The sequence below is a fragment of the Bradyrhizobium sp. 31Argb genome, assembly GCF_043638955.1.
Lineage (GTDB): Bacteria > Pseudomonadota > Alphaproteobacteria > Rhizobiales > Xanthobacteraceae > Bradyrhizobium.
The window spans coordinates 1-11,962 of the sequence record NZ_JBEGDB010000249.1 but is presented as its reverse complement, the minus strand read 5'-3'; the positions used below and the strand labels follow the sequence as shown (position 1 = coordinate 11,962).

Here is an 11,962-nt window from a genome sequence, read left to right as displayed (position 1 = left end):
CCTGCCACCCGAAAACTTGCCGATCCTCGAATGGCTCGGTATCAAAACGTCAAAATCACTGTGATGAACCACTAGCCTCAAAAAGTCATGCCGACCGAGCCTGATTATTTAGGGCCCCCGGCCCGGTAGGGTCGCCCGTCTCGGATCACTTGAACAACCGATTGTCGACAACCCGACGTCCGTCCGGACGCTGGTCCCACTCGCTCGTGCCAATTTTTACGAAGGTTCTCGCCATGTTCGACGCACGCTTTCTGACGAGATTTGCGCTGGCCAGTGTCGTCGCGCTGATGCTGGCCGCATGCGGTCCTAACGCGGCCGTGCCGCCAGCCGATCCCACCGTCTCGGTGAGCACCCCGCTGGTGAAAGAGGTCACCGGATGGGACACGTTCACCGGCCGGCTGGAAGCGGTCGACACCGTCGAGGTGCGGCCGCGCGTGAACGGGTACGTCGAGCGCGTCGCCTTCCGCGACGGCGACTACGTCCACAAAGGCGATCTCCTGTTCGTCATCGACCCGCGCCCCTACGAGGCGGCGGAGAAACAAGCCGAAGGCCAGCTTGCGCAGGCACAGGCGCAGCTCGTGCTGGCCGACAAGGAACTGGAGCGCGCCAAGTCGCTGATCGCGGCGCAGGCGATCGCGACCAACGTCCTCGACCAGCGGGCGCAGAACCAGCAGGCGGCCGAAGCCGCCGTAGCTGTCGCGGCCGCCGCGCTCGCCCGCGCCAATCTCGACCTCGACTTCACTCAGGTGAGGGCGCCGATCACGGGCCGCATCAGTCGCAAGCTGGTCAGCGAAGGCAATCTCGTCGCCGGCGGCGACGCCAACGCGACCTTACTGACGAGCATCGTCTCGCTCGACGCCATCGATGCCTACTTCGACATCGACGAGCACAGCTTCCTCCGATACCGGCGCGCTGCCGATGGCAAACAGGCGGTCGCCTTCGCGTCCGGTGGTGAAGTCGGCATCGCGTTGCCGGGCGACAAATCGCCGGGCTTCACCGGCAAGCTGAACTTCGCCGAGAACCGTCTGGATGCATCCACCGGCACGCTGCGCTTGCGCGCTCGCATCGCTAATCTGGACCACGTACTCATGCCCGGCCAGTTCGTGCGCATCTCGCTGCCCGCCGAACCGGCGCATCAGGCCGTTTTGGTCCCGGCAGCAGCTGTCGCCAGCGATTCCTCGCAAGCCGTTCTCTTCGTCGTCGGAAGCGACGACCGCATCGCTGCACGCCCCGTCGAGCTCGGTCGACTGTTCGGGAAGATGCGGGAAGTCACACGCGGTCTGGAGCCGAACGATCGCGTCGTCCTCTCGGGAATTCAGCGCGTGCAGGCCGGCACCAAGGTCACCGTGCGTATGGAAGCCATCAAGTTTGAACAATTCGCGTCGAAGGGAGATGTGTTATGAACCTCGGTCAACTCTCGGTCCGCCAGCCGATCTTCGCCATCGTGCTGTCGATCGTCACCGTCATCGTCGGCGGCATCGCCTATTTTACCTTGCCGGTCACAGAATATCCGGACGTCGTTCCGCCGACCGTCGTCGTCTCGACGACCTATCCTGGCGCTTCGGCGCAGACGGTCGCCGACACGATGGCGACGCCCATCGAGCAGGAGGTCAACGGCGTCGAGGACATGCTGTACATGTACAGCCAGGCCACCTCGGACGGCGGCCTGACCCTGACCGTGACCTTTAAGCCGGGCACTAACCTCGACAAAGCCCAAGTGCTGGTCCAGAACCGCGTCGCGCTCGCCTCGCCGCGGCTGCCCGAGCCGGTGCAGCGCAACGGCGTCACCGTGAAGAAGTCGTCTCCGACGATCCTCAGCGGCGTCTTCCTGTTCTCTCCTGATGGGAGCTATGACCAGCTCTACGTTTCGAACTTCGCGCTGCGGGCCGTCGTCGACGTCCTCAAGCGCGTCGATGGCGTCGGCGATATCCAGTTGTTCGGCGTCCGCGAATACTCCATGCGCATCTGGCTCGATCCGGATCGGGCTGCGTCCTTCGGGATCACGCCGGCCGACATCACCAAGGCGATCAACGCTCAGAGCACGCAGGTCGCCGGCGGGGTCGTCGCGGAGCCGCCGGTGACCGATCAGGCCTTCCAATCCACCCTCGTGTTCGAAGGTCGCCTGAAGAAGCCGGCCGAATTCGGTAACATCATCGTCAAGACCGACGGCGGGCGCGTGGTCCGGTTGAAGGATATCGCGCGTGTCGAGCTTGGTGCGCTGACCTACTCGACGGGTGGCTACTTGGGCGACAAGCCCGCGGTCGCGCTCGCCGTGCTGCAGCGGCCCGGTGCGAACGCCCTGGCGACGCAAGACCAGATCGCGAAGACTATGGCCGAGCTCAGCTCGGACTTCCCGAAGGGGATACGGTACGAAATCGGCTACAATCCGACTGGCTTCATCGCCGACAGCATCCGCGAACTGGTGAAGACCATCTATGAGGCGATGGTGCTGGTCGTCGTCGTGGTCATCGTCTTCCTGCAAGGCTGGCGGCCGTCGATCATTCCGATCCTGGCCATCCCGGTCTCGCTCGTCGGCACCATGGCCGTCATGGCGGCGCTCGGCTTCTCCATCAACAATCTCAGCCTGTTCGGTCTGGTGCTCGCCGTCGGTGTGGTCGTCGACGACGCCATCGTCGTGGTCGAGAACGTCGAGCGGCATCTGTCGGAAGGCAAGAGCGCGCGGGAGGCGACCCTGCTGACCATGCGCGAGGTCGGCGGCGCGCTGGTTGCCATCGCCCTGGTGCTGGCGTCGGTGTTCGTGCCGACCGCGTTCGTCCCAGGCCTGTCCGGTCAGTTCTTTCGCCAGTTCGGCATCACGATTGCGGTCGCCACCGTGATCTCGCTGTTCAACTCGTTCACGCTGTCGCCGGCTTTGTCTTCGATGATGCTGAAGCAACATGCCGGAGACGGGGCGCGCGGTGGCGTCTTGAAGCGCCTCGGTACCGTGGCGGCGGAGCGCTTCAACGCTGGGTTCGACAAGCTATCGAAGCCGTACGGGTCGCTGGTCGTACGTCTGGTGCGGCATGCCAAGCCGATGCTCGCCGTCTACGTCTTGCTGCTCGGCGCGACCGGCTATCTTTTGGTCGAGAGCCCGAAAGGCTACATCCCCGCGCAAGATCGCGGCTATATCATCGCGATCCCACAGCTTCCCGCGGGCTCCTCGCTGGAACGCACGACGGAGATCGCCAAGGAAGTCGGGCGCATTGCGCTCGAGATCCCGGGCGTGTCGCACCTGCCGACCTTCGCGGGCTTCTCCGGAGCGACGCAGACGATCTCGTCGAGCTCCGCCGCGGCCTACGTCGTGCTCGAGCCGTTCGAAGAGCGCATGAAGCACGGCCAGACTGCGGCCTGGATCCAGGCGGAACTGACCAGGCGCGTGGCCCATATCGACGGCGCCAACATCCTGGTCGTGCAGCCGCCGCCGGTATCCGGCATCGGCAGCGCAGGCGGCTTCTCGATGAGGCTGGAGGACCGCGCCGGTCTCGGCACCGCCGCGCTCGCCAAGGCGACCAACGATCTCGTCGCCGCCGCCAACGCCACACCCGGCCTCACCGGCGTCTACACCACTTTCTCGTCGGGCACGCCGCAGGTCAACGTCGATCTCGACCGCGAGCGCGCCGAGATGCTGGGCGTGCAGAGCCAGGACGTGAACGCGGCGATCGAGACCTACTTCGGCTCGAGCTACATCAACGACTTCAATATGTACGGCCGCACCTACCACGTGACCGCGCAGGCCGACCTTCCGTTCCGCAACAGCGCCGACGACCCGACGCGGATCAAGGTCCGCAACGCGGCAGGCGACATGGTCCCGCTCGGCAACGTCGCAACGCTGCGCGATATCTTCGGTGCGGATCGCGTGCCGCGCTACAACCTGTTCCCGGCGACCGAGATCAATGGTGATACGCTGCCGGGCGTCGGCGCCGCCTACGGTATCGCGAAGATGGAGGAGCTTGCGAAGAAGATCCTGCCGGCCGGCATCAGCTTCGAGTGGTCCGACCTGAGCTACCAGCAGACCACGACGGGCAATCTGGGCCTGTTGATCTTCCCGCTGTCGGTCGTCTTCGTCTATCTCGTGCTGGCCGCGCAGTATGCAAGCTGGAGCCTGCCGATCTCGATTCTGCTGATCGTGCCGATGGTGCTCTTGACCGGTTCGGCCGGCGTCCGGATGCTGGGCGGAGACATCAACATCCTGACCCAGATCGGCTTCATCGTTCTAGTGGGCTTGGCCGCCAAGAACGCCATCCTGATTGTCGAGGTCGCTCGTCGGTTGGAAGGCGAGGGCAACGGCGAGATGCGAGCCGTCGTGAAGGCCGCGCGGCTGCGGCTGCGCCCGATCCTGATGACGTCCTTCGCATTCATCCTTGGTGTCTTGCCGCTCGTCACATCAAGCGGGCCCGGTGCCGAGATGCGCCAGGCGATGGGCATCGCGGTCTTCTTCGGCATGCTCGGCGTAACCCTGTTCGGTTTACTCTTCACGCCGGTATTCTACGTCGTCGTGCGACGCCTGTCGGGTGCCAAGCAGCGCGTCCAAGCTGCCCCGGAGCGACTGGCGCTCGCAGCTTGAACCTTCGGAGCTTCCGCGCCCGTCCGCCATGCCTTGGCGGGCGGGCGCTTCGATTCCAGTGCGGACGCTGGCAAGGCCGCCAAGCCATGGCCGCAGAGCCTATCGCCTCATCTTGTATCCCATGGGGAGACAGTCTTGCGCGGTGTCTACCGTTTATCGCCTCGATCGGTGCAGTTAGGTTCTGCCCATCCAAACGAAAGGACCTCGCCATGAAGCTCTACATCGCCCAGGCAACCTGCTCCCTCGCCGCCCAGCTCGTCGCGAACGAGCTCGGCCTTTCCCCTGAACTGATCCATTTTGACGTACACAACGGGACCACCTCGAACGGCCAATCGTTCACCGACGTGAATCCGCTGGCCTACGTACCCGTCCTCGAACTGAACAACGATGCATCGGATCGCCTGACCGAGACGACAGTCGTCACCTCGTACTTGGCCGATCAGCATCCGGAGGCTGGCCTGATCCCCGCAGCCGGCACGCTCGAGCGCGCGAGGTACGACCAGCTTCTTGTCTTCCTCGCGACCGAGATCGCCCAGAAGCACATCCCGCTGATGCGTAAGCTGTTGACCTCTGAGGGTGCCGAATGGACCCGCAACAAGCTCGTGAAGGCCTACACCGAGCTCGATCAGCGCCTGGCCGACGGCCGGACGTACATCACGGGTGACAAGTTCACGGTCGCCGACGCCTACGTCTGGGGCACCATGTGGCACGAACGCTCCGGCGCGAAGATCGACCACCTCAAGAACCTGATGGCCTACGTCGCCCGCGTCGAAGCGCGCCCCTCCGCTCAGAAGGCGCTGAAGGACGAAGCCGAACTGGTCGCGCTGCATCGGTCGCGCGCAGCCGCTTGAAACCCCGAGCATCCCAACCGGAAGGACAACGAAAATGAGCAACAGAACCATCGAGGATGCGGTAAAAGACCGGCCGCAGAGGTTGTCAGGCAAAGTCGCCGTCGTTACCGGCGCGTCCAAAGGCATCGGCGCCGAGATCGCCCGCAGACTGGCGGCCGAAGGAGCCTCCGTCGTCGTGAACTACGCGAGCGACCGCGACGGAGCGGATAAGGTCGTCGCCGACATCGCAGCGACCGGCGGCAAAGCGACGGTCGTCCAGGGCAACGTCGCCAGAGCAGAGGACGTCGAGCGGATCTTCGCCACGGCCGCGACCGCTTACGGGAAAGTGGACATCCTCGTCAATAATGCCGGCGTCTACAAGTTCGGCACGATCCAGGAGGTGTCCGAGAGCGAATATCGGCGCCACTTCGACACCAATGTACTCGGCCTTCTGCTCGCGACGAAGGCCGCGGTGTCGCAGTTCGGGCCTGAGGGCGGAAGCATCGTCAATATCGGCTCGGTAGCAAGTCGACAGACGCCGGCGGGCGCCTCTATCTACACCGCAACCAAAGGAGCGGTAGACGCCATTAGCCGCACACTCTCGAAGGAGCTTGGCACGCGCAAGATCCGCGTTAATTCGCTCAATCCGGGTGGCGTGGAGACCCCCGGCACCCATGCCGCCGACCTGATCGGAAACGAGTCCGAAAAGAACATGATCGGCATGACCCCGCTCGGCCGCTTCGGCCAACCGGGCGACATCGCGCCCGTGGCGGCGTTCCTTGTCTCCGACGATGCGCGCTGGATCACCGGAGAGACCATCGTCGTGTCTGGTGGCATGTAGAGCTGCAAGCCTCTATCTGGGTCTTCCGATTGGCAGGTCAGTAGCGGCAGTCTGGACGGGTTGCGTTTGCGCCAGGACGCTGCTGCTAATGGCGCCAAGCGCGCACCCGCGGGCGGATCAACGAGGCTTTGGGCCAACCCTGTGCCAAGCACTCACGCCACCATACTAAGGACAAACAACGGCTCGTCGTGTCGGTGGTTGCGTATGATTCCCTCCCTGGGCAACCATTTTTTGTTGTAACCTCAATGCCTTAACCAAGAAGACGATTTTCGCGGCCCCTCGTGAAACCTAGCAGGGACGCACTGGGGACGCATCCCGGTCGGTGCGCCGGCAGGGCCAGGGCCGGATCATCAACATCAGTTCGGTGGCCGGCTTCCTGCCCGGACCATATACGGCGCTCTACAACGCCACCAAGCACGCCGTCGAAGGCTATTCCGAATCGCTCGATCACGAGCTGCGGACATTCGGCATTCGTGTCTCGCTGGTCGAGCCGGTCTTCACCCGCACCGCGCTGGAAGAGAACGGCGACAAGCCCGATCGGATCCTGAGCGTCTACGACAAGGGACGCGCGGCCATGAACGCGACCTGGCGCAACGGCATCGCGGCCGGCGACCCCGTGGAGGCCGTGGCGGACAAGGTGGTGCAGGCCGCCACCGAAAAGCAGCCGGGCATTCGCTACACGCCCGGAACAATGGCGGGCCGTCTCCGCCTGATGCGGCGCTTCGTCCCTGAAAAGACCTTCGAGAAGAGTTTTCGCAAGCAGATGGGCGTGGCCGATTGATCTCCCAACAGAGCGATCACCGGGCAAGCTGAATTGTCTCTTTCGCCGAGGAGCGACCTATGAAGTACTATTTGTGCAAGTACATCCCGCCGCGCGCCGACTTTCTCGCGACCATGACCGCCGACGAGAAGACATGGATGAAGCAGCACGGCGCGTTCCTGGATGACCTGCTAGACAAGGGACAGGTCATCGCGCACGGCCCGGTCATGGACCCGAGCGGCGGTTATGGCGTGTCGCTCTATCAGATCGCCGATGATCTCGACATCGAGACGATCACCTCGGAAGACCCGATCGTGAAGAACGGCGCCGGTCATTAGAGCATCATCCGATGCTTCATTTGAGGACGCGCGGCTGACAGCGCCGCCTCGACGATCTTTCACCACCGATCCCCGGCAGCGCATTGCGATGCCGGAAGCCTAACCAGGACAACATCCATGACGATCGCACTCATCACCGGCGCTTCGAGCGGCATCGGCGCGGTCTACGCACGCCGTCTCGCCGCACGCGGCCACGACCTCGTCCTCGTCGCACGCGCGACCGACCGGCTCAACGCCCTCGCGGGCGAACTGCGCAATGCACATGGCATTGCGGTCGAGGTCATTACGGCCGATCTGGTCGACCACTCCCAACTCGCACCGGTTCTCAAGCGCCTCCGTTCCGATCCGCCCATCGAAATCCTCGTCAACAATGCGGGTGCTGCGTTGATCGGCGATTTCGCAACCGCCGACCCAAGCAAGATGGACGATCTGCTGGGGCTGAACGTTGTCGCGCCGACGCTGCTCGCGTCCGCCGTCATCGGCGGCATGGTCGAACGCGGCCATGGCGCGATCATCAACATCGCATCGGTGCTGGCTCTGCTCCCCGAATACTCCCGTGGCATCTACCCCGCGACCAAATCCTACCTGATGACGCTGTCGCAAGGCCTTGCAGCCGAAGTCGCGTCGAAGGGTGTCTATGTGCAGGCCGTGCTGCCCGCGGCTACGCGCACGGAAATCTACGAGCGCGCCGGCGGCGATGCCGGCAAGGTGCCCAATGTCATGGAGGTCGAAGACCTCGTGGATGCGGCGTTGATCGGCTTCGATCGCAAGGAACCGGTCACGATTCCACCGGTGCCCGACGTGGCGGCGTGGGACGCTTTCGAGAAGGCGCGCGGCGTTCTGGCGGCAGGCTTCGGCAACGCCAAACCGGCCGCGCGTTATCGGACCTGACGCGGTGTTTTCGGCGAAGCTGGTCGCCGCCGCCCGCTGATTTGCCGGCTCTCCTGCCAAACCTTCAACTGACGGAGAGTGAATATATGGGTAACGAGAGCTCAAACCTGCGCACAAACGCACCGCATCCGGCCGGTCCGGTTCAACGAGGCCGGCCAGATGACCGATCTCGTCGTCATGTTGCGCCCGGCCAACGTGGTGACAAAGCTGGGCGAAGAAGCAGCTCGCCGCATGGCGGCAGCGAAATCGTAAACCTGAACCAGAACACCGGGAGATCAGCACATGGCCAAACTAGCAGTCGTGGCGACCATCAAGACCGCCGCCGGTAAGCGGACCGAATATCTCAAGCACCTGAACGCTCACGCGCTTCGTTGCAGGGCGGCCGAGCCTGGCACTCTGGCTTTCGAGATCCTCGTGCCGCAAGAGGAAGCCGACACGGTCATGCTATACGAAGTCTATGCATCACGCGAGGCCTTCGATGCTCACCTGACGGGAGCTTCCATCCAGCAGATGAGGCACGATTCAGCTGGCCTGCAAGTGAGCCTCAACGGCGTGCGTTGTAATTTGACCGAATGAGCGGCTGTTAATCGGCGTCGAACCATGATCCCCGCAGTCATCTAACGCGGACACTTCGCGCGCCGATCGGCGTTAGGACCATGCCGATTAACATCAGAACGCCAACTGTTCGGTGCTCACCGCGCTTGCCCGCCTCTTACCATGACGACGAAGGGGACGGCCCATACCGCCGCGGCATTGCCTAGGAGCATCATGGTCAGAACGGCTTGTGTGAACATCAGACGGACCTCCGCTGCGCGGCGGCCCAAGGCCGCCGCAGCCGCATGGGGACGCCGCCGGGTCGGGGCGGGTCGTCGTCGTCCAGCCGCCGCAGCGCGGCGAGGATATCGGCCAGTCGAATGGTGTGGCTCATGCCGGGAATCTCCCGCAGGGCAGGACAGGATTCGACTGCAAACATGTCGGAAGCCCAGGACGACAGGATGATCCGTTTTTCCGGCACGGAGAGCTCATCGTCCTTCAGCACGTCCTCCGGCGAGGCATAGTGCGCGGCCGGGTGGAAGATGGGGTTGAGATTGCTGGTGTTCGTGTTTGCGTTGCTCATCGGCTGCCTCCCTACGCTCCTTTCTTCGGGACGGGTTCGAGTTGGTGCCGGACGGCGGCGGGGCCGCCGCCCGGATGTCGCTACTGCGTGTTGATGGCGATGCGCTTGACGCCCGCCCGCGGATTCTCGGACTTCGGCAGCGACACGGTCAGGATGCCGTTCTCGAACGACGCTTCCGCCTTGTCTTCTTCGACGTCCTCGAGCGGGATCCGCCGCTCGAAGGCGCCGTAGGCGCGCTCGGTGAAGTACCTACCTTCGTCGCTGCGCTCGGCTTTCTTCTCGCCGCGGATGGTCAGGACACCGCCAGCGATTTCGATCTGGACGTCCTTCTCCGTCATGCCGGGCAGTTCGGCCGTGATGGTCAGTGCCTTATCGGTCTCACTGAGCTCGATCTTGGGCCAGCCGAATTGCCCTTCCATGAGTGGCGACAGACCCGTCCCGCCGAAGCCGCGAAAGGCATCGTCGAACAGGCGGTTCATCTCGCGATGAAGCGTCATGAATGGATCGTAGTTGGCGCGCGTCGGCGTAAGTTCCTGATTCCGCGACCAGGGAATGAGATCACGAATTGCCATGGTTGTTCTCCTTTGTTGCATGGGGAGGGAGCGCGGCTGCGCTTGCGCGCGCCGCGTTCCGCCATCGAACCTTGGCTGGCGTCAGGCTGCCTTCTTCTGCTCGATCTGCGAAGGAGAAGCGCCGCCCGCGATCTGGATCCGGCGCGGCTTCATTGCTTCGGGCACCTCGCGGACGAGATCGATGATCAGCAGTCCGTCGCGGAAAGAGGCCTCTTTCACCTGGACGTAATCGGCCAAGTTGAACACGCGGCGGAACGGACGCGCGGCGATCCCCTGGTAGAGATACTCGCCGGCCGCCTTCTCGGGCTTCCTGCCCTCGATGGTGAGCGCGTTCTGCTCGGCGGTCAGCGTGATGTCGTCGGCTCCGAATCCGGCGACGGCGAGCGAGATCCGGTAGTGGTCCTCGCCGGAGCGTTCGATGTTGTACGGGGGATAGTGATCCTCGGTCGCCTGGCGCATTGTGCTATCGACGAGGTTGGCCAGGTGGTCGAAGCCGATGGTGGAGCGCCACAGGGGCGCGAAGTCGAAGGTCGTCCTCATAACCAAGTCCTCCATAGAGCAAGATGGGTACGAAGGAGCGCAGGACAGGGGTTTCAGACGGGGTCCGAAGATACCCGGCCCGGCGCCCGCACCGGGCCCGATCTGGCGCCCGGCACACCGCTCTTGCGGCGAAAATTGACTTAGAAAAACGGAAAGTCGTTTCAAGAGGTCGGCCAAAAAAAATTGCAGCGATCGCGGCGCCGCTGGTCGTCCCCCTTGCGCGCCCTTATCCATACGCTTGACACGGCGCTCATCATGGCTGCGGACACAATCTCGGGCTACATTCAGGGCCTTCTGATGGCGTTGAGTTCAGGCAGAGCCTATGCGTTGGACCGCGATTCACGGAAGGCCGCCTTCTCGCTTCTTGAAGAGGGCTTCAGGCAGTGATCAAGAGGGGGGTGAGGAGGAGCGACGCTTGGCTGCATGACCCTGAACCGCATGTACGACGGCGCCTAATGGTGAACTGACTTTTCAGTGCGGACTGGGGGCGGCTCGAGCATGACTTCCTTCAAGCGATTGCCACTGGCGACGATGACCACGAAGTTGAGTTTTCCATCCTGCTTCATCAAACCTCCGGCAACAGCGCTTCCCGCTCCAGCTTTCTCGGCGATGCGTACGGCGTCCGACAGCTCTTGCTCAACCGTCTTCAGAGCAATGATTTTGCTTAGATCCTCTCGATCGAGCTCCTTCAGCGATGATAAGATTTCCTTTTCTGTAACGCTTCCGGTGTTCGCATCTACGACATTTTCCCAAATGCGCTCATTTCTTACCGTCCGCACGCGATAAATGGCCGGACCGGATATCTCAAAGCTAACGTCGACGGGCCTTGAACCGTTATGTAATCGCTCGGCAATCGCTACCGCCTGACTCAGTGGTATTTTTATTCTGCGAAATTGCTCGAGCAGGCGACGCATCGCCGCCTCATCGGTATCGCCTTGTGCGGCTACGCCTCTATTTGTGTCGTCCAAAGGTGTGTGGGTGACATCGGCTCTCGCGCCCGCAACAGCGAACGTGGCGGACAAAACGATAGTCGCTAACAATCGCTTCTTCGACATGAGGTGTATCCAGTGGCTGTGGGTGAAAAACTGACCGGTGGTCTTATCGGTGTGGCGAGGGTCTCTGACGGCCTATCGACACGAACTTTTGGCGTGGCTCAGCGAAGCGCACCGTTTGAGAGCGCTATTGAAACTCGGATGTCGAGTAGGTCGCGGCCGCTTCTCGGAGCGACTCTGAGCGAAATTGCGCTGCGGTTCCGAGGTCAGCCTGACTGACCTCGTGCTCGAGCCGGCTCGATCAGAAACTCCCGGACCGAACTGCGCCAACGTTTCACGGACCCGGATTGCGGGGCTCCCGTCACTCGCATCGGCCTGCTCGGATATTGACGCGGGCGGCTGTCGTACAGCATCGGCTGCCCCGAAGCTGAGCCGCGAGGGGTGAGCAACCGGCGACATGGGTAACACTTCAAACCGACGACATGGGTAACACAATTCTCGTTTCGTTCAGGTCTGC

The 11,962-nt window shown here is 63.0% G+C and carries 12 protein-coding genes and 1 pseudogene; 9 read left to right on the top strand and 4 right to left on the bottom strand.

Features of this window, described 5'->3' with window-relative positions; translation table 11 throughout:
* The first annotated feature begins 233 nt into the window (after window positions 1-233).
* The 8 genes from AAFX91_RS32540 (at window position 234) to AAFX91_RS32505 (ending at window position 8,800) form a co-directional block, all read left to right on the top strand.
* A complete protein-coding gene (locus AAFX91_RS32540; RefSeq protein ID WP_130578878.1) occupies window positions 234-1,403 on the top strand; it encodes an efflux RND transporter periplasmic adaptor subunit in 1,170 nt (389 codons plus the stop codon).
* Window positions 1,400-4,564, top strand: coding sequence for an efflux RND transporter permease subunit (locus AAFX91_RS32535; RefSeq protein WP_394569306.1), 3,165 nt, complete (start codon window positions 1,400-1,402; stop codon window positions 4,562-4,564). Before AAFX91_RS32540 ends, AAFX91_RS32535 begins: the two co-directional genes overlap by 4 nt.
* Window positions 4,565-4,773: 209 nt before the next feature.
* Window positions 4,774-5,415 (top strand): glutathione S-transferase family protein, encoded by a 642-nt coding sequence (locus AAFX91_RS32530; protein WP_130578876.1) that lies wholly within the window; start codon window positions 4,774-4,776, stop codon window positions 5,413-5,415.
* Window positions 5,416-5,449: 34 nt separating this feature from the next.
* Window positions 5,450-6,235: an SDR family NAD(P)-dependent oxidoreductase gene (locus AAFX91_RS32525; RefSeq protein ID WP_394569305.1), complete on the top strand. Its 786-nt coding sequence runs from the start codon at window positions 5,450-5,452 to the stop codon at window positions 6,233-6,235.
* Between the two features lie 322 nt (window positions 6,236-6,557).
* Window positions 6,558-7,016 carry an SDR family NAD(P)-dependent oxidoreductase gene (locus tag AAFX91_RS32520; RefSeq protein ID WP_130578874.1) on the top strand — a complete coding sequence of 153 codons (459 nt, stop codon included), beginning with the start codon at window positions 6,558-6,560 and terminating at the stop codon, window positions 7,014-7,016.
* Between the two features lie 59 nt (window positions 7,017-7,075).
* Window positions 7,076-7,333, top strand: coding sequence for a YciI family protein (locus AAFX91_RS32515; protein WP_207234464.1), 258 nt, complete (start codon window positions 7,076-7,078; stop codon window positions 7,331-7,333).
* A 117-nt stretch (window positions 7,334-7,450) separates the two neighbouring features.
* Window positions 7,451-8,224 carry an SDR family oxidoreductase gene (locus AAFX91_RS32510; protein ID WP_130578873.1) on the top strand — a complete coding sequence of 258 codons (774 nt, stop codon included), beginning with the start codon at window positions 7,451-7,453 and terminating at the stop codon, window positions 8,222-8,224.
* Window positions 8,225-8,506: 282 nt separating this feature from the next.
* Window positions 8,507-8,800, top strand: a complete 294-nt coding sequence (locus AAFX91_RS32505) for a putative quinol monooxygenase (protein ID WP_282526746.1) — start codon at window positions 8,507-8,509, stop codon at window positions 8,798-8,800.
* A 217-nt stretch (window positions 8,801-9,017) separates the two neighbouring features.
* Here the strand turns inward: AAFX91_RS32505 and AAFX91_RS32500 are convergent, their stop codons facing one another.
* From AAFX91_RS32500 to AAFX91_RS32490, 3 genes are all read right to left on the bottom strand, one after another.
* Window positions 9,018-9,341 (bottom strand): hypothetical protein, encoded by a 324-nt coding sequence (locus AAFX91_RS32500; RefSeq protein WP_130578871.1) that lies wholly within the window; start codon window positions 9,339-9,341, stop codon window positions 9,018-9,020.
* A gap of 80 nt (window positions 9,342-9,421) precedes the next feature.
* Window positions 9,422-9,913 (bottom strand): Hsp20/alpha crystallin family protein, encoded by a 492-nt coding sequence (locus AAFX91_RS32495; RefSeq protein WP_394569304.1) that lies wholly within the window; start codon window positions 9,911-9,913, stop codon window positions 9,422-9,424.
* Between the two features lie 81 nt (window positions 9,914-9,994).
* Window positions 9,995-10,453 (bottom strand): Hsp20 family protein, encoded by a 459-nt coding sequence (locus AAFX91_RS32490; protein WP_130578869.1) that lies wholly within the window; start codon window positions 10,451-10,453, stop codon window positions 9,995-9,997.
* 228 nt (window positions 10,454-10,681) lie between these two features.
* Between AAFX91_RS32490 and AAFX91_RS32485 the strand changes: the two are divergent.
* Window positions 10,682-10,880 (top strand): annotated as a pseudogene (locus AAFX91_RS32485) (integrase); the annotation flags it as partial.
* 25 nt (window positions 10,881-10,905) lie between these two features.
* On the opposite strand, the gene AAFX91_RS32480 reads toward AAFX91_RS32485, so the two are convergent.
* Window positions 10,906-11,508 carry a PepSY domain-containing protein gene (locus tag AAFX91_RS32480; RefSeq protein WP_130578868.1) on the bottom strand — a complete coding sequence of 201 codons (603 nt, stop codon included), beginning with the start codon at window positions 11,506-11,508 and terminating at the stop codon, window positions 10,906-10,908.
* Window positions 11,509-11,962: the final 454 nt, after the last annotated feature.

Bases quoted from the DNA above. Each gene is read 5' to 3' on its own strand.
- AAFX91_RS32535 (WP_394569306.1), top strand. From the start codon at position 1,400: ATGAACCTCGGTCAACTCTCGGTCCGCCAGCCGATCTTCGCCATCGTG.
- AAFX91_RS32505 (WP_282526746.1), top strand. From the start codon at position 8,507: ATGGCCAAACTAGCAGTCGTGGCGACCATCAAGACCGCCGCCGGTAAG.
- AAFX91_RS32495 (WP_394569304.1), bottom strand. From the start codon at position 9,913: ATGGCAATTCGTGATCTCATTCCCTGGTCGCGGAATCAGGAACTTACG.
- AAFX91_RS32480 (WP_130578868.1), bottom strand. From the start codon at position 11,508: ATGTCGAAGAAGCGATTGTTAGCGACTATCGTTTTGTCCGCCACGTTC.
- AAFX91_RS32530 (WP_130578876.1), top strand. From the start codon at position 4,774: ATGAAGCTCTACATCGCCCAGGCAACCTGCTCCCTCGCCGCCCAGCTC.
- AAFX91_RS32525 (WP_394569305.1), top strand. From the start codon at position 5,450: ATGAGCAACAGAACCATCGAGGATGCGGTAAAAGACCGGCCGCAGAGG.
- AAFX91_RS32540 (WP_130578878.1), top strand. From the start codon at position 234: ATGTTCGACGCACGCTTTCTGACGAGATTTGCGCTGGCCAGTGTCGTC.
- AAFX91_RS32510 (WP_130578873.1), top strand. From the start codon at position 7,451: ATGACGATCGCACTCATCACCGGCGCTTCGAGCGGCATCGGCGCGGTC.
- AAFX91_RS32500 (WP_130578871.1), bottom strand. From the start codon at position 9,341: ATGAGCAACGCAAACACGAACACCAGCAATCTCAACCCCATCTTCCAC.
- AAFX91_RS32515 (WP_207234464.1), top strand. From the start codon at position 7,076: ATGAAGTACTATTTGTGCAAGTACATCCCGCCGCGCGCCGACTTTCTC.
- AAFX91_RS32490 (WP_130578869.1), bottom strand. From the start codon at position 10,453: ATGAGGACGACCTTCGACTTCGCGCCCCTGTGGCGCTCCACCATCGGC.